This is a genomic window from Streptomyces sp. NPDC097981, from assembly GCF_040302565.1.
GTDB lineage: Bacteria > Actinomycetota > Actinomycetes > Streptomycetales > Streptomycetaceae > Streptomyces.
This window is the reverse complement of sequence record NZ_JBEORW010000005.1, coordinates 1-17133: the sequence shown is the minus strand read 5'-3', so window position 1 is coordinate 17133 and position 17133 is coordinate 1. Positions and strand designations below refer to the sequence as shown.

General features: G+C 70.4%; 13 protein-coding genes and 1 pseudogene. 6 read left to right on the top strand and 8 right to left on the bottom strand.

What is annotated here, in order from left to right:
- Positions 1-32: 32 nt before the first annotated feature.
- Entirely contained in the window at positions 33-3575 is a 3543-nt protein-coding gene (dnaE, locus tag ABTY04_RS06360; protein WP_352212177.1) for a DNA polymerase III subunit alpha, read from the bottom strand.
- Positions 3576-3744: 169 nt separating this feature from the next.
- Here dnaE and ABTY04_RS06355 point away from each other — a divergent pair, with 169 nt between their 5' ends.
- From ABTY04_RS06355 to ABTY04_RS06335, 5 genes are all read left to right on the top strand, one after another.
- A complete protein-coding gene (locus ABTY04_RS06355) occupies positions 3745-5070 on the top strand; it encodes a DUF2252 domain-containing protein (protein WP_352212176.1) in 1326 nt (441 codons plus the stop codon).
- 60 nt (positions 5071-5130) lie between these two features.
- Positions 5131-5820: a hypothetical protein gene (locus ABTY04_RS06350; RefSeq protein WP_352212175.1), complete on the top strand. Its 690-nt coding sequence runs from the start codon at positions 5131-5133 to the stop codon at positions 5818-5820.
- A gap of 49 nt (positions 5821-5869) precedes the next feature.
- Entirely contained in the window at positions 5870-6667 is a 798-nt protein-coding gene (locus ABTY04_RS06345; RefSeq protein WP_352212174.1) for a thioredoxin domain-containing protein, read from the top strand.
- Positions 6668-6775: 108 nt separating this feature from the next.
- Positions 6776-8440 carry an alkaline phosphatase D family protein gene (locus ABTY04_RS06340; protein ID WP_352212173.1) on the top strand — a complete coding sequence of 555 codons (1665 nt, stop codon included), beginning with the start codon at positions 6776-6778 and terminating at the stop codon, positions 8438-8440.
- Positions 8441-8662: 222 nt separating this feature from the next.
- Positions 8663-9604 (top strand): zinc metalloprotease, encoded by a 942-nt coding sequence (locus ABTY04_RS06335; RefSeq protein ID WP_352212407.1) that lies wholly within the window; start codon positions 8663-8665, stop codon positions 9602-9604.
- Positions 9605-9674: 70 nt separating this feature from the next.
- Here the strand turns inward: ABTY04_RS06335 and ABTY04_RS06330 are convergent, their stop codons facing one another.
- Positions 9675-10253 carry a dienelactone hydrolase family protein gene (locus tag ABTY04_RS06330; protein ID WP_352212172.1) on the bottom strand — a complete coding sequence of 193 codons (579 nt, stop codon included), beginning with the start codon at positions 10251-10253 and terminating at the stop codon, positions 9675-9677.
- Positions 10254-10310: 57 nt separating this feature from the next.
- On the opposite strand from ABTY04_RS06330, the gene ABTY04_RS06325 reads away from it, so the two are divergent.
- Complete coding sequence (locus tag ABTY04_RS06325; protein ID WP_352212171.1) at positions 10311-11357, top strand: mechanosensitive ion channel family protein; 1047 nt, start codon at positions 10311-10313, stop codon at positions 11355-11357.
- 72 nt (positions 11358-11429) lie between these two features.
- Here the strand turns inward: ABTY04_RS06325 and ABTY04_RS41090 are convergent.
- The 6 genes and pseudogenes from ABTY04_RS41090 to ABTY04_RS06295 all read right to left on the bottom strand — a co-directional run.
- Positions 11430-11528 (bottom strand): annotated as a pseudogene (locus ABTY04_RS41090) (hypothetical protein); the annotation flags it as partial.
- 60 nt (positions 11529-11588) lie between these two features.
- A complete protein-coding gene (locus tag ABTY04_RS06315) occupies positions 11589-13181 on the bottom strand; it encodes a Na+/H+ antiporter (RefSeq protein ID WP_352212170.1) in 1593 nt (530 codons plus the stop codon).
- A gap of 181 nt (positions 13182-13362) precedes the next feature.
- Entirely contained in the window at positions 13363-13836 is a 474-nt protein-coding gene (locus tag ABTY04_RS06310; RefSeq protein ID WP_352212169.1) for a GNAT family N-acetyltransferase, read from the bottom strand.
- Positions 13833-14774, bottom strand: coding sequence for an RluA family pseudouridine synthase (locus ABTY04_RS06305; protein ID WP_352212168.1), 942 nt, complete (start codon positions 14772-14774; stop codon positions 13833-13835). Before ABTY04_RS06305 ends, ABTY04_RS06310 begins: the two co-directional genes overlap by 4 nt.
- Positions 14775-14815: 41 nt before the next feature.
- Positions 14816-15376 (bottom strand): signal peptidase II, encoded by a 561-nt coding sequence (gene lspA, locus ABTY04_RS06300; protein WP_352212167.1) that lies wholly within the window; start codon positions 15374-15376, stop codon positions 14816-14818.
- A 122-nt stretch (positions 15377-15498) separates the two neighbouring features.
- A complete protein-coding gene (locus ABTY04_RS06295; protein WP_352212166.1) occupies positions 15499-16281 on the bottom strand; it encodes a TraR/DksA family transcriptional regulator in 783 nt (260 codons plus the stop codon).
- Positions 16282-17133: the final 852 nt, after the last annotated feature.

Here is a 17133-nt window from a genome sequence, read left to right as displayed (position 1 = left end):
GCGGCGGCGTACGGAGGCCGGTGCGGCCTGTGTCATCCGGCCAGGCAGGACGGCCCGAGGAGGACCTTCAGGTCGCCGAAGAGCGCGGGGTCGGGCTGGACCCGGTGCCGGTCGAGGCGCAGCACGGTGGTGGTCCGCGGCCCCTGGAGCTTGATCCGGACCTCGGTGTTGCCCTTGTGGTGGCGCAGGATCTCGCCCAGCCGGGTGACCATCGGAGGAGTGACCTTGACGGTCGGGATGGTGAGGACGACGGGGGCGTTCGTCCCGGCCGAGGAGAGGTCGGGGACCATCATCTCCATGGCGACCAGCCGGGGGACGTCCTCGCGCTTGTCGAGGCGGCCCTTGACGAAGACGACGGTGTCCTCGACCAGCTGGGTGGAGACGAGCTGGTACGTCGCGGGGAAGAACATGCACTCGATGGAGCCGGCGAGGTCCTCGACGGTGGCGATGGCCCAGGCGTTGCCCTGCTTGGTCATCTTGCGCTGGAGGCCCGAGATGATGCCGCCGATGGTGACGACGGCGCCGTCGGAGTGCTCGCCGCCGGTCAGCTGGGAGATGCCGGCGTCGGTCTTGTCGGAGAGCACGTGCTCCAGGCCGAAGAGCGGGTGGTCGGAGACGTAGAGGCCGAGCATCTCGCGCTCCTGGGCGAGCAGGTAGGACTTCTCCCACTCGACGTCGGAGAACTCGACGTCGAGCCCGAAGCCGGGCTCGTCGCTCGCGCCCTCGTCACCCATTCCGCCGAAGAGGTCGAACTGGCCCTCGGCCTCCTTGCGCTTGACCGCGACCACGTTGTCGATCATCGGTTCGTGGTGGGCGACCAGGCCCTTGCGGGTGTGGCCCATCTCGTCGAAGGCGCCGGCCTTGATCAGCGACTCGACGGTGCGCTTGTTGCACACGACGGCCTCGACCTTGTCCAGGAAGTCGGGGAACGTGGAGTACTTCCCCTTGGCCTTCCTGGTCTTGATGATCGACTCGACGACGTTCTGGCCGACGTTGCGGACGGCGGTGAGGCCGAAGAGGATCACGTCGTCGCCCTGGGCGGCGAAGTTCGGCTCGGACTCGTTCACGTTCGGCGGGAGCACCTTGATGCCCATGCGCCGGCACTCGTTCAGGTAGATCGCGGACTTGTCCTTGTCGTCCTTGACCGAGGTGAGCAGGCCGGCCATGTACTCGGCCGGGAAGTTCGCCTTGAGGTACGCCGTCCAGTACGAGACCAGTCCGTACGCGGCCGAGTGCGCCTTGTTGAAGGCGTAGCCGGCGAAGGGGACCAGGACGTCCCACAGGGCCTGGATGGCCTGGTCGGTGTAGCCGTTCTTGCGGGCGCCCTCCTGGAAGATGGTGAAGTTCTTCGCCAGCTCCTCGGGCTTCTTCTTGCCCATCACGCGGCGCAGGATGTCGGCCTCGCCGAGCGAGTACCCGGCGATGATCTGGGCGGCCTTCTGCACCTGCTCCTGGTACACGATCAGGCCGTAGGTGACCGCGAGCACCTCTTCGAGCGGCTTCTCCAGATCCGGGTGGATCGGGGTGATCTCCTGCTGCTTGTTCTTGCGCAGCGCGTAGTTCGTGTGCGAGTTCATGCCCATCGGGCCCGGCCGGTACAGGGCCGAGACGGCGGAGATGTCCTCGAAGTTGTCGGGCTTCATCAGGCGCAGCAGGGAGCGCATGGGCCCGCCGTCGAACTGGAAGACGCCGAGGGTGTCGCCGCGGCCGAGCAGTTCGAAGGTCTTGGGGTCGTCGAGCGGGAGGGCCAGGAGATCGATGTCGATCCCCTTGTTGGCCTTCACCATCTTGACGGCGTCGTCCATGATCGTGAGGTTGCGCAGGCCGAGGAAGTCCATCTTCAGCAGGCCGAGCGACTCGCAGCTCGGGTAGTCCCACTGGGTGATGGTGACGCCGTCGGTGTGCCGCACCCAGACGGGCACGTGGTCGGTGATCGTCTCGCTGGACATGATCACGCCGGCGGCGTGCACGCCCATCTGGCGGACCAGGCCCTCCACACCGCGGGCGGTGTCGATGACCTTCTTCACGTCCGGCTCGTTCTCGTACATCCCGCGGATCTCGCCGGCCTCGCCGTAGCGGGGGTGCGAGGAGTCGAGGATGCCGGAGAGCGGGATGCCCTTGCCGAGGACGTCGGCGGGCATGGCCTTGGTGAGGCGGTCGCCCATGGCGTACGGGTAGCCCAGCACGCGCGCGGAGTCCTTGATCGCGTTCTTGGCCTTGATGGTGCCGTAGGTGCCGATCATGGCGACCTTGTCGGCGCCGTACTTCTCGGTCACGTACCGGATCACCTCGACGCGCCGGCGCTCGTCGAAGTCGATGTCGACGTCGGGCATGGAGACGCGCTCGGGGTTCAGGAAGCGCTCGAAGATCAGGCCGTGGGTGAGCGGGTCGAGGTCGGTGATGCCCATGGCGTACGCGACGATCGAGCCGGCCGCGGAGCCTCGGCCCGGGCCCACCGCAATGCCCTGGTTCTTGGCCCACATGATGAAGTCGGCGACGACGAGGAAGTAGCCGGGGAAGCCCATCGAGATGATCGTGTCCATCTCGTACTCGGCCTGCTTCATGCGGTCGTCCGGGATGCCCCCGGGGTAGCGGCGGTGCATGCCGCGCATGGTCTCCTCGCGGAACCAGCTGACCTCGGTGTGGCCGTCCGGGATGTCGAACTTCGGCATCAGGTTCCGGAACTTGAACATGCCCTCGGTGTCGATCTGGTCCGCGACCAGCTTCGTGTTGGCGCAGCCCTCCTGCCAGGCGTCCGAGGAGTCGATGGCGTACATCTCGTCCGTGGACTTCAGGTAGTAGCCGGAGCCGTCGAAGCGGAAGCGGTCCGGGTCCGAGAGGTTCTTGCCGGTCTGGATGCAGAGCAGGGCGTCGTGGGCGCCGGCCTCGCTCGCGTAGGTGTAGTGCGAGTCGTTCGTCACCAGTGGCGGGATGCCGAGCTTCTTGCCGATCTCCAGCAGCCCGTCGCGGACCCGGCGCTCGATCTCGATGCCGTGGTCCATCAGCTCCAGGAAGTACCGGTCCTTGCCGAAGATGTCCTGGTACTCGGAGGCCGACTTCAGGGCCTCGTCGAACTGGCCGAGCCGCAGCCGGGTCTGCAGCTCGCCGGAGGGGCAGCCGGTGGAGGCGATCAGCCCCTCGGACCACTTGCCGATGGTCTCCTTGTCCATGCGCGGCCACTTGGTGAGCCAGCCCTCGGCGTACGCGTCGGAGGACAGCCGGAAGAGGTTGTGCAGGCCCGTGGCGTTCGCAGCCCAGATCGTCTTGTGGGTGTAGCCACCGGAACCGGACACGTCGTCCCGCTTCTGGTGGGGCTGGCCCCACTGGATGCGGCGTTTGTTGCGCCGGGACTCGGGTGCGACATATGCCTCGATGCCGATGATCGGGGTGATCCCGGCCTTCTGTGCAGTGTGAAAGAAGTCGTACGCCCCGTGCAGGTTGCCGTGGTCGGACATGGCGATGTGCGTCATGCCCATCTCATTGCACGCGTTGAACATGTCCTTGAGCCGCGCGGCACCGTCCAGCAGCGAGTACTGGGTGTGGACGTGCAGGTGCGTGAACGGCTGCTTGGTCACGGTGGCAGACCTCCGGAGGGAACGAGGGGGGCAGCCTCGAAGTCTACGTCGGCGGAATGACACAACCGGGGCACCGACCGGTACCTTCATCCGTTGCAGGCCCAAGGACACCTGTCCGACCCTGCATGATCAAAAGCACGAGCAACCCGCGCCACCAGGAGGCCCCGCCATGGCGGTTCCCGAGACGACGAACGAGCAGCGCGCCGAGCAGATACTCGACGTGTTCGACACCGCCTTCGGTGAGCTCCTCGCCGCCGATCCCGCCGCCTTCCAGGTCAAATTCCGGAAGATGGCGGCCTCGGCCTTCGCCTTCTACCGGGGCACGGCCTGCCTCTTCTACGCCGACCTGGAGCGGGACCGGCACGGCGGGCCCTACCTGGACGAGCGGACCGGCCGGGTGTGGATCCACGGCGATCTGCACGCCGAGAACTTCGGCACCTACATGGACTCCAACGGCCGGCTGGTCTTCAACGTCAACGACTTCGACGAGGCGTACGTCGGCCCCTTCACCTGGGACCTCAAGCGGTTCGCGGCCTCCGTCGCCCTGATCGGCTACACCAAGGCGCTCAGCGACGAGCAGATCAGCGAGCTGGTCCGGACGTACGCGCGTGCCTACCGGGAGCGCATCCACGCCTTGGCCACGGGGGCCAAGCACGAGGAGGTGCCCTCCTTCACCCTGGACACCGCCGAGGGCCCGCTGCTGACGGCCCTGCGCTCGGCCCGCTCCCGCACCCGCTTCTCGCTGCTGGACTCGATGACCGAGATCCGGGACTACGAGCGCCGCTTCACCTCCGGCGGCGGCTCGATCGAGCTGGACGCGGCCACCCGCTACAAGGTGCTCGCCGCCTTCGACGGGTACCTGGAGACCCTGCCCGACGAGTCCCTGGTCCGTCCGGACTCCTACCGGGTCAAGGACGTGGTGGGCCGCCGGGGCGTCGGGATCGGCTCGGCCGGCCTGCCCTCGTACAACATCCTGCTGGAGGGGCACAGCGACGCCCTGGAGAACGACGTCGTGATCTACCTCAAGCAGGCACAGACCCCCGCGGTGTCCCGGCACATCACCGACCGGGCCGTGCGGGACTACTTCCGGCACGAGGGGCACCGCACGGTGATCTCGCAGCGCGCCCTCCAGGCGCACGCCGATCCGTGGCTGGGCTGGACCGAGCTGGACGGCTCCGGCCAGCTGGTGGCCGAGGTCTCCCCGTACGCGGTGGACCTGGACTGGTCCGATCTGGACGACCCGGAGGAGATCGCGGCCGTCGTCGCGGACCTGGGCCGGGCGACGGCGACCATGCACGCGGCGGCCGACGAGGCCGAGAGCGGGCACACGCTGGTCCCCTTCTCCACCGAGCGGGCCATCGACGCGGCCATCGCCGCCGACGAGGAGGGCTTCGCGGAGCTCCTGGTCGACTTCGCGCACGCGTACGGGGCCCGGGCGCGCGCCGACCACCAGATCTTCGTGGACCTGTTCCGCAACGGCCGGATCAGGCCTTAAGGGCGGGCGGCCGCAGACCGGGGACCCGTTTTCACAGGGACCCGTGGCAGACTCGCGGCGATGGACATATCCAGGGCAGGACTCCGAGGGCTGCGGGCCGCGCTGTTCAGCGCACTCGTCGTGCTGCTCTCGGCCGGCTCGCACGTCCTGATGTCCCGGGTTCCGCTGCCGCCCGCACTGGCGGCCGGGGCCTTCGCCGGCGTGTTCCTGACCGCGTACGCGCTGGCGGGCCGCGAACGCGGCTTCGGCGCCATCGCCGGGCTGCTGGTTCCGCTGGAGCTGGCCGCCGACACGGTCTTCACCGCCGGGCAGCACGTCTGCTACGGCCCGGCCGGCGGACCCGTCGCCGGGCCGCTGCACGCACTGGGCCTGGACGGGCTGTGCGGCGGCGCGCCGCTGGGCGGGCCGCTGGCCGAGGTGCCCGGGCCCGTCCCCGGCGCGGTGGCCCTGCTGGCCTCGCCCGGACCCTGGACCCCGTGGCTGCTGCTCGCCGCACACGTCTCGGTCGGGCTGTCCGCCGCGGCCTGGCTGCGGTACGGCGAGCGGGCGCTGGGCCAGCTGCTGCGCGCGGTGGCCGCTTTCACGTTCCGGCCGCTGCTGCTGGCGGCGGCCTCGGCGGCGGTGGCCGTCGGCCCGGTGCGGCGGGCGCTGCGCCCGGCCCTTCCGGGCGCGGGGGCCCGCACCCGCTTCCCCGTCCACTCCGTGGGACGCCGGGGACCTCCCGTACGCGGCGCGCTCGTCTGCGCCTGACACCCGTACGGCATCCCCCTTTTTTGTGTCACACCCCACGGAGATCACCATGAGTTCACGCAACAGCCAGGCGAACAAGGCGGCGGCCCGCGACCGGCTGCGCGCCGAGCGCGAGAAGCAGGCCAAGAAGGACAAGGCGCGCCGCCAGGTACTGGTGGCCGGCGCCGTCGTCGCCGTCCTCGCGCTGGCCGGCGGCATCGGCTACGCGGTCGTGAAGGCCAACCAGCCGGGCGAGTGGGACAAGGCCACCAAGGCCACGCTGGTCGCCCCGAAGAACACCACGGGCGACAACGGCACCACCGTCGTCATAGGCAAGGCCGACGCCAAGAAGACCCTCGAACTCTACGAGGACGCACGCTGCCCGATCTGCTCGACGTTCGAGCAGGGGGTCGGCCCGCAGATCAAGAAGGACGTCGACGCGGGCAAGTACAAGATCCAGTACGTCGGAGCGACCTTCCTCGACAAGGCCTTCAGCGGCAGCGGCTCGAAGAACGCCCTGAGCGCGCTGGGTGCGGCCCTGAACGTCAGCCCCGAGGCGTTCCTCGACTACAAGTCGGCGCTGTACTCCAAGGACAACCACCCGGACGAGAAGGACGACAAGTTCAGCAAGGACGACTACCTGCTGAAGATCGCGGACGGAGTGCCGGCCCTCAAGGGCAACGCCGAGTTCAAGAAGGCCGTCGAGGACGGCACGTACAACCGCTGGGCGATCGAGATGTCGAAGGTCTTCGACAAGAGCGGGGTCACGGGCACCCCCACGCTGAAGATGGACGGCAAGAAGGTCGAGATCCAGCAGATGACGCCGGAATCCTTCACGGCCGCGATCGACAAGGCCATCGCGGGCTGACCGGTCCCACCGGACCCGAGGACGGGCAGGCGAACTCCCAGAGTTCGCCTGCCCGTTGCTTTGTAAGGGGTGTACCGGCGGTTATACCCATCAGTAATATGATCGCCCGTGACCAGTCATCTCCCCTCCCCCACTGCGGCAACCCCGCGCCGCCGTACGGTCGTCAAGGCCGCTGCGGCCACGGCCGCCCTCGCGCCCTTCGCGACGGCCGCCCTGGGCATCTCCTCCGCGTCGGCGGCCTCGAACGGACCCGCCTTCCTGCACGGCGTCGCCTCCGGTGACCCGCTGCCCGACGGGATCCTCCTGTGGACCCGCGTCACCCCGACCCCCGAGTCCGTGCCCGGCTCCGGCGTCGGCCCCGCCACCGAGGTGGCCTGGGAAGTGGCCGAGGACAAGGCCTTCTCCCGGATCGTCGCGAGCGGCTCCGTCACCGCCACCGCCGCCTCCGACCACACCGTCAAGGCCGACGTGCGCGGACTGCGGCCGCAGACCCCGTACTTCTACCGGTTCACCGCCGGCGCCGCCGTTTCCCCGGTCGCGCGCACCCTGACCGCCCCCGGACACGACGCGACGACGCCTGGGGTCCGCTTCGGCGTGGTCTCCTGCGCCAACTGGGAGTCCGGCTACTTCTCGGCGTACCGCCACCTGGCCGCCCGCACCGACCTGCACGCGATCCTGCACCTCGGCGACTACATCTACGAGTACGCGAACGGGGCCTACCCCGAGGCGAAGTACGTGGTGCGCCCGCACGAGCCGCGGCACGAGATCCTGACCCTCGCCGACTACCGGACCCGGCACGGCAAGTACAAGACCGACGCCGACCTCCAGGCGATGCACGCCGTGCACCCGATCGTCGCGATATGGGACGACCACGAGTTCGCCAACGACGCCTGGTCGGGCGGGGCGGAGAACCACACGCCGGGGACCGAGGGCGACTGGGCGGCCCGCGCGGCCGCCGCCAAGCAGGCGTACTTCGAGTGGATGCCCGTCCGCACCTCCACCGCCGGCACCGTCTACCGGCGGCTGCGCTTCGGCACGCTCGCCCACCTGCACCTGCTGGACCTGCGGACCTTCCGCTCCCAGCAGGCAAAGATCGGCAGCGGTGCGGTGGACGACCCGGAGCGCACCATCACCGGCCGCGCCCAGCTGGACTGGCTCAAGTCGGGGCTGTCGAACTCGAACGCGACCTGGCAGCTGGTCGGGACTTCGGTGATGATCTCACCGGTGGCCTTCGCCTCGCTGCCCGCGCACCTGCTGGCGCCGCTGGCGAAGCTGCTGGGCCTGCCCGAGGGCGGCATCGCGATCAACGTGGACCAGTGGGACGGCTACACGGACGACCGCAAGGAGCTCCTGAACCACCTCAAGGACCGGAAGATCAAGAACACGGTCTTCCTGACGGGCGACATCCACATGGCGTGGGCGAACGACGTCCCGATGGACATGGCGACGTACCCGGGGTCTGGAACGGCGGCCACCGAGTTCGTGGTGACGTCGGTGACCTCCGACAACATCGACGACATCCTGCACGTCCCGGCGGACACCGTGTCGCTCGTAGCGGAATCGGCGATCAAGGCCGCCAACTGGCACGTGAAGTGGCTGGACATGGACGCACACGGCTACGGGGTGCTGGACGTGACGGCCGAGCGCTCACAGATGGACTACTACGTCGTGTCCGACAAGCGGAATCCGGCCGCGACGGCCGCGTGGGCCCGCTCGTACCGCACGCCGAACGGCACGCAGAAGGTGGAGAGGGCGTACCAGCCGGTCGGCTGACGATCCGTCAATTCTGTTGTGCGAAGGGGGGCCTGGCGGGGACCAGGCCCCCCTTCCGGCCCAGAAGCAACAAATCTTTTACTTACAGGGCTTGCTAAGTACATGACATGGACACATAAGCTTCGCGCCAGCGTGAGGAAATCCCTCACCCCCCACCACGCTTCGCGAGGAGTCCACGTGCGCGCCTCTGCCCGCATATCCCCCATGCTCCGCCGCCGCCTCATGGGTACGGCCGTCCTGGCCGGAACCCTGGCGTTCGCCCCGCTCACGGCCCCCACGACCGTGGCCGCAGCCGCCAAGTCCGGTTCCGAGGCCTGTGCCGACGCCGGCACCTCCGCAAACGCCCGTGTCGCCCGCCCGCAGGACCACCACGCGGCCGACCCCAACGAGGTGACGGACGCCCAGGTCAAGGCCATGGACGCCGACCTGGCCAAGAAGGGCGCCGAGCTGGGCCCGCAGCGCCAGATGCGCGCCGCCGAGGTCACCGCCGCGACGACCATCCCGGTCTACGTCCACGTCATCACCTCCGGCTCCGCCGGCAAGCTGACCGCCACGGACGTCAACAACCAGATCGCGGTCCTCAACGCCGCCTACAGCGGCAAGGGCACCGGCAACGTCGACTCGGGCTACCAGTTCTCGCTGGTCTCCACCGACTACACCGACAACGACGCCTGGTACAACGTCTCGGACGGCACCCAGGCCGAGAAGGACATGAAGAACGCCCTGCGCAAGGGCGGCGCGAACGCGCTCAACCTCTACACCGCGAACCTCGGCGGCGGCCTGCTCGGCTGGGCGACCTTCCCGAGCTCCTACGCCTCGCAGCCCAAGATGGACGGCGTGGTCATCCTCAACACCTCGCTGCCGGGCGGCTCCGCCGCCAACTACAACGAGGGCGACACCGGCACCCACGAGGTCGGCCACTGGATGGGCCTCTACCACACCTTCCAGGGCGGCTGCTCGGGCAGCGGCGACTCCGTCGCCGACACCCCCGCCGAGAAGAGCGCCGCGTTCGAGTGCCCGACCGGCCGTGACAGCTGCACCAACAAGACGGGCGTCGACCCGATCCACAACTTCATGGACTACACGTACGACTCCTGCATGTACCAGTTCACCGCGGGCCAGGTGGCCCGTATGAAGAGCATGTGGAGCGCGTACCGCGCCTGAGCACCGACCGGACGATGAGGGGCAGGGCACGATGTCGTGCCCTGCCCCTCATCGTCTTTCCCGTTACCGCCTACAGGCTGTCCAGGAAGGCGAGCGCGGCCGCCCAGGTCTGCTCCGCGGCCTGCGCGTCGTAGTCGTCGAGGTCCGGATCCGTGAACAGGTGCCCGGCGCCCGGGTAACGGTGCACCTCCACGTCCGCACCCGCGCGCTGCATCCGCAGGTACCACGCCGTCAGCCAGTCGTGGGTCTCGAACGGGTCCGGATCCGCGATGTGCAGCTGCACCGGCAGCTCGTCCACCGCGGTGTCCTCCTCCAGGTCCGCCGTCCCGTGCAGGAGCAGCAGCCCGCGCGCCTTCTCGTCGGCCAGGGCCAGGTGCTGGGCGACGGAGCCGCCGAAGGAGAACCCGGCGTAGACCAGGCCCTGGTCGGAGTAGGGGGCGGAGGCCAGCACCGCGCGCTTGAGCAGCTCGTCGCGGCCGACCTCCTCCTGGTGCGCCATGCCCTCCTCGACGGTCTCGAAGGTGCGCCCCTCGAAGAGATCCGGCACCTGGACCTGGTGACCGGCCGCGCGCAGCCGGTCGGCCGCCGCGTGCACCGCGGGCCGCAGCCCGTACGTCGAATGGAAGAGCATGATGTTCATGCACCCCATCGTGCCATTCGTCGGATGGGCGGGGCCCGGGGGCCTGTTCCGGCTACGTTGACGTGTATGGACACGGACACCGTTCTGCGCCCGATCGCGGTCATCGGCGGCTCCCTGGTCGTCACCCTGCTTTCCGGGTGGCTGCTGGACCTCCTGCTGCGGCGCGCCGACGCCCGGCACACCGAGACCCCGCTGTGGGGGCTGCTGCGCCACTGCCGCCTGCCGTTCCAGCTCGTCCTGTGCGCGGCGCTGTTGTACGGATCCCACCGCCGGGCCGGGATCTCGCCGGAGTACGTGCCCGCCGTGGGCCACGCGCTGACCCTCGTCCTGATCGCCTCGGCGTCCTGGCTGCTGGTGCGCATCGCGACGGCGGTCGTGGACTCCTCGTACGCCCGCTACGCCGCCCAGAACCCGGACGACGCGCGGGTGCGCCGGGTCCGCACCCAGGTGACGCTGATCCACCGCGTGGTCACGGCGGTGGTCGTGGTGGTCGCGGTGGCGGCCATGCTGCTGACGTTCCCGCCGATGCGGGCGGTCGGCGCTTCGATGCTGGCATCGGCGGGCGTGCTCGGCATCGTGGCCGGCATCGCCGCCCAGTCCTCGCTGGGCAACCTCTTCGCCGGACTGCAGATCGCCTTCGGCGACACGGTGCGGATCGGCGACACGGTGGTCGTGGACAAGGAGTGGGGCACGGTCGAGGAGATCACCCTGACCTTCCTGGTGGTCCGCACCTGGGACGAGCGCCGGATCACGATGCCCGTGTCGTATTTCACAGGCAAGCCGTACGAGAACTGGTCGCGCGGCGGCGCGCAGATGACCGGGACGGTCTTCTGGCACCTGGACCACAGCGCACCGCTGGACCCGATGCGGGAGGAGCTCCGGCGGATCCTGGAGGAGATCCCGGAATGGGACGGCCGGACCGGCAGCCTGGCGGTCACCGACACGACCCCGCACACGATCCTGGTCCGGGCCGTGGTCACGGCGAAGGACGCCACGGACATCTGGACCCTGCGCTGCGCGGTCCGCGAACGCCTGCTCACCTGGCTGCTGGCACACCACCCGCACGCCCTGCCCCGTACCGCGGCCGTCGACGCCCGGCCGGGGGCATCCTGACGGCTGCGCCCAGAACGTCAGGCGGTACAGGGCTCCGTCGCCCGGGGCCGGCTCCGCGACCAGCCCGGCGGCGTGCGCCCGGGCGATCCGGCGGGCCATCGCGAGCCCCGGCCCCGAGCCCGGCAGGGCCCTGGCCGCCCCCGCCCGGTAGAACCGGTCGAAGACGTACAGCAGGTCTTCGGCCGCTATGCCGGGCCCGTGGTCCCGTACCGCCCGGGGGCGGCGCCGCGGTCACGTGCTGCGGAGGCTGCGGACGTCCAGGTGGCGCAGGACCCGGTCCACGATCTCGGGGTCCGCCCCCGGCTCGCTCCGTGCCGCCAGCACCTCGTGCCGGGCCGCCGACATCATCTCCCGCTGGATCCGCTGGACGTCCCGGATCCGTTCCACCCGCTTCGCGTACGCCTCGCGCCGCTCCTCGTCGACCATGTCGGGGCTGATCCTGGCCCCCACGTCGTACGCCCGCCGGTACAGCGTCTCCATCAGGTCCTCCGGGAGGTCCTCCGCCTCCTCGATCTCCTTCAGCCGCCGCTTCGCGGCCTTCGCCGCGCGGATCGCCAGCTGCCGCTCCGTCTCCCGCTCCGCGTCCTCGTCGGACTCCACGCCCAGCATGCGCACCAGCCGGGGCAGCGTCAGCCCCTGGCACACCAGCGTCACCATGATCACGGCGAAGGCGATGAAGATGATCTGATCGCGTCCGGGGAACGGCGCCCCGCCCTCCACCTTCAGCGGAATGGCCAGCGCCAGCGCCACCGAGGCCACCCCCCGCATCCCGGCCCACCACATCACCACGCTCTCCCGCCAGCTCAGCGGGATCTCCTCGTCGTAGTCGCGCCGCTTGTGCAGCCGCTTGGCCAGCCACCCGGCCGGCAGCAGCCATACCAGCCGTACGCCGACCACCACCGCGATCACGGCGGCCGCCCACCCCGCCATCTCCCCCGCACGGCCGCCCGCGACGGCGAACACGTTGTGCAGCTCCAGCCCGATCAGCCCGAAGGCGACCCCCGTGACCAGCGTGTCCACGACTTCCCAGAAGGTGTGCCCGGCGAGCCGCCCGAGCACGTCGTCCGCGTCGTTGGCGTACTCGGCGAGGAACAGGGCAGTGGTGAGGACGGCGAGGACCCCGGAGCCCTTGAGCTCCTCGGCGACGACGTACGAGACGAAGGGCACCAGCAGCGTGAGCCCGATCTGGAGCGTGGCGTCGCCGAGCCGGTCCATGAGCGCGTTGGCAGCCCAGCCCAGGAGCAGACCGACGGCGACGGCGACCACGGCGGAGAGCACGAACTCGCCCAGCGCGTGCGGCCAGGAGAAACCGCCGCTGACGGCAGCGGCGACGGCCACGTGGTAGAGCACGATCGCGGTGACGTCGTTGAACAGGCCCTCGCCCTCCAGGATCGACACCATGCGGCGCGGCAGCCCGAGCGATCCGGCGACGGCGGTCGCGGCGATGGGGTCGGGCGGGGCCACGAGCGCACCGAGCGCGACCGCGGCCGCCATCGGCAGCCCGGGAACGACGGCCTGCGCGGTGGCGGCGACGGCGGCGGTCGTGACGAAGACGAGCGCCACGGCGAGCAGGAGGATGGGCCGGACGTTGGCGGCGAACTGGCGCCATGAGGTGCGCTGCACCGAGGCGTAGAGCAGCGGGGGCAGCAGGAGCGGCAGGATGTACTCGGGCGGGATGTCGATGTCCGGCACCACCGGCACCAGCGCGAGCACGACCCCGACGATGGTCATCAGGACGGGCGCGGGCAGCCCGAGCCGGTCCCCGAGCGGCACGGTGACCACGGCCCCGAGCAGCAGCACGAACAGCAGAGCAAGCTGATCCACTCCCCCACCCTGCCGTAACGCTGCCGCCGGGCTGCGCGGTCTGGGGGCCGGGCCCGCGTGTCGGTACTCCGCCCGGGCGGGCCCGTACCGGGGCGATGCCGGCCCCGCCCGCGCTTGAGACGCGGTGGCTGGGGCCAGCAGGCCCCGCCACCGTGCGGCACCGGTCCCCGCCCGGCCAGGGCTACGGCAGGCGGCGGCGCATCGCGCGGTGCGGGATGCCCGCGTCCTCGAACTCCGGCCCGTAGGCCGTGTACCCCAGTGCCGCGTAGAAGCCGAGCGCATGCGTCTGCGCCCCGAGGTCCACGGCGGACAGGCCCAGCCGCACGGCCTCCGCCTCGATCGCCCGGACCAGGGCCACGCCCACGCCCAGCCCGCGCGCGGACTTGGCGACGGCCAGCCGCCCCAGCGAGCCGACCGCCGGGTCGCCCGTCTTGCCCAGGGCCGCGGGCCCGTGCAGCAGCCGGCCGGTGCCCAGCGGCTCCCCGTCGGGTCCCACGGCCAGCACGTGCACCGCGCCCGCGTCGTACGCGTCGTACTCGATCGACTCCGGCACGGACTGCTCGACCACGAACACCTCGGTCCGTACCGCGAAGCACGCCTCGATGTCCGCCTCGGAGGCGGCGACCCGGACCTCGAAGTCCGCGGCCGCGGTCACTCGCTCTCGGCCCGGATCACGTCCAGCGCGTGCTGGAGGTCCGCCGGGTAGCTGCTCTCGAACTCCACCCACTGGCCGTCGGAGGGGTGCTCGAAGCCGAGGCGCACCGCATGCAGCCACTGCCGGGTCAGGCCCAGCCGCTTCGCGACGGTCGGGTCGGCGCCGTACGTGAGGTCGCCCACGCACGGGTGCCGGTGCGCGGACATGTGCACGCGGATCTGGTGCGTGCGCCCGGTCTCCAGCTTGATGTCGAGCAGCGAGGCCGCGCGGAAGGCCTCGATCAGGTCGTAGTGGGTGACGGAGGGCTTGCCCTCCTGGGTCACGGCCCACTTGTAGTCCGCGCTGGGGTGGCGGCCGATCGGGGCGTCGATGGTGCCGCTCATCGGGTCCGGGTGGCCCTGGACGAGCGCGTGGTAGCGCTTGTCGACGACCCGCTCGCGGAACTGGTTCTTCAGCGAGGTGTACGCGCGCTCCGACTTGGCGACGGCCATCAGGCCCGACGTGCCGACGTCGAGGCGGTGCACGATGCCCTGGCGCTCGGACGCGCCGGAGGTGGAGATCCGGTAGCCGGCGGCGGCGAGGCCGCCGATGACGGTGGTGCCGCTCCAGCCGGGGCTCGGGTGTGCGGCGACGCCCACCGGCTTCATGATGACGACGATGTCGTCGTCGTCATGGACGATCTCCATGCCGGGGACGGGCTCGGCGACGAGCTCGACCGGCCGCGGCGGCGCGGGCATCTCGACTTCGAGCCAGGCGCCGCCGTGCACGCGCTCGGACTTCCCGACGACGCTGCCGTCGACCGACACCTTCCCCGCGGCAGCGAGCTCGGCCGCCTTCGTCCGGGAAAAACCGAACATACGGGCGATGGCGGCGTCGACGCGCTCGCCTTCGAGGCCATCGGGAACGGGCAGGGTGCGGATCTCGGGAATCGTACTCACCTGTCGAGTATGCAGGACTCGGCAGCGGAGCTTTCCCGCGATCAGTCCTTGTGGACCGTACCGTCCGGGTCCAGACCCTTGAACGACAGCAGCACGATCAGGATGCCGCCGCACACGATCGCCGAGTCCGCCAGGTTGAAGACGGCGAAGTGGGCGGGCGCGATGAAGTCGACGACGGCCCCGCGGAACACGCCCGGAGAACGGAAGATCCGGTCGGTGAGATTGCCCAGCGCACCGCCGAGCAGCAGGCCCAGTGCGATCGCCCACGGAAGGCTGTAGAGCTTCCGGGCCAGCCGCACGATCACGATGATCACCGTGGCCGCGATGCAGGTGAAGATGATGGTGAAGGCCTCGCCGAAGCCGAACGCGGCGCCCGGGTTGCGGATCGCCTCGAACTTCAGCAGGTCGCCGATGATCCGGATCGGCGGCTGGTGCTCAAGCTTCGCGACGACCAGCATCTTGCTGCCGAAGTCGAGCAGGTAGGCGAGCAGCGCGACGACGAGCAGCGCGACGATCCGCCGACGCCCCTTGGGCTCGACGGGCTCCGACTGCGCGCCGCCCTCGACCTCCGGCGTACCGATGATGCTCTCCGCCTCTGCCACGTGAGTCCTTCGACTAGCCCGAACCAGGTTGCCGCCGACACAGCCGTGCCAGGTTCCTGGACCCTTACCAGACACGAGAGTACGTCAGGGTCCTGCCGCCGCGCCGCCCGGCCCGTGCCGCCTCAGTGCCGACGCTCCTGCTTCTGCTTGCAGTCCACGCACAGCGTCGCCCGCGGGAAGGCCTGCATCCTGGCCTTCCCGATGGGCCGGCCGCAGTTCTCGCAGAGCCCGTACGTGCCCGCGTCCAGCCGGTCCAGGGCCCGCTCGGTCTGTTCGAGCATCTCGCGGGCGTTCGCGGCGAGGGCCAGCTCGGACTCGCGGGTGATGTTCTTGGTGCCCGTGTCGGCCTGGTCGTCGCCCGCGCCGTCGCCGGAGTCCCGCATCAGGCCCGAGATGGCCTCGTCGGAGGCGTGCAGCTCGGCGCGCAGCCGCAGCACCTCGCTCTGGAGCTCGGTACGCGCCTCGTCCACCTCCGCCGGGGTCCAGGGGTCCTCGCCGGGCCGTACGGCCAGCTCGCCCGGTACCAGGCCGGCCGTGACCCTGGCCTTCGGCAGCCCGCTGGTGGCGGCCGCAGCCGTCTTCCTGGCCGTGCCGGTGCTCTTCTTGGCAACCACTTTCCGGGCTCCCGTCTGTTGCGCGGCCTGCGCCGCCCCCTCGGCCCCGGCCGCCTTGGCCGTGGCCTTCCTCGCGGTCGTCTTCCCGACGCCGGTCGCCTTCTCGGCGGACACCTTCTTGGCGGCCGCCTTCTTCACGGCCGTCGTGTTCACGGCCGGAGCCTTCCTGGTCGAGGCCTTCTCGGCGGACACCTTCTTGGCGGCCGCCTTCTTCACGGCCGTCGTGTTCACGGCCGGAGCCTTCCTGGTCGGGGCCTTCTCGGCCGAGGTCTTCCCGGCGGCCGTCTTCACGGCTGCCGCCGCCTTCCTGGCAGGGGCCTTTCCGGCTGCCGGTTCCGCCGCCGCTGCGGCAGCAGAAGTCTTCCGGGCGGCCTGTGCGACAGCCTTCTCGGCAGTTCTCCCGGCTGTCTTCTTCGCCACCATGGCCGCGGCCCCTTCACATACTGTGATCTTGCGCGCGAATCGTGCCGGAACGATAAATCGACTCCGGCCTCGCGGCAACGGGGCACGCGTCCGTCGATGCCAACCTGCATCCGTTGTGCCCAGCAGGAAGCCCGGTAATCCGCCACTCCCGTCACACCGGTTCCCGGACCGGCGCATCGGCCCATCCGGGTCACGCCGCGCCCGCCCGGCCTCCGGCCCCCGGCCCCGCCCCGGAGCCCGCCGAAACGCCCGCCCGCCCCCCGTAAACCGGTCTGCCGAGCGCGCCCCTGCCCCGTACACTGGGCCCAGCGAGAGGCATGGACGGGGACGAGTAGCACCGTACGCAGCCATGAGCGACCCGGGGACGGTGAGAGCCCGGGGGCGAGCGCGATGCGAAGGATCACCCCCGAGCCGCCGGAAGAAAGCCGTCGCGGGTCCCCACGGATCCGGGAACGGCGAGTAGAACCGGCTTCGCACCCCAATGAGGGGGCCGCCGGACCCGTCCGGAGGCCAAGGAGGGTGGTACCGCGGGAGCAGCAAGGCTCTCGTCCCTCCGGACGGAAGTGACACCCCGCCGGAGGAAGAGTTCAGCCTCATGACCACACCGCCGCAGTACCGCCCGGTACCCGCCCAGGTCGACCTGCCCGCCCTCGAACACGCCGTTCTCGACTTCTGGCGCGAGAGCAAGACCTTCGCCAAGACCCTGGAGCAGTCCGAGGG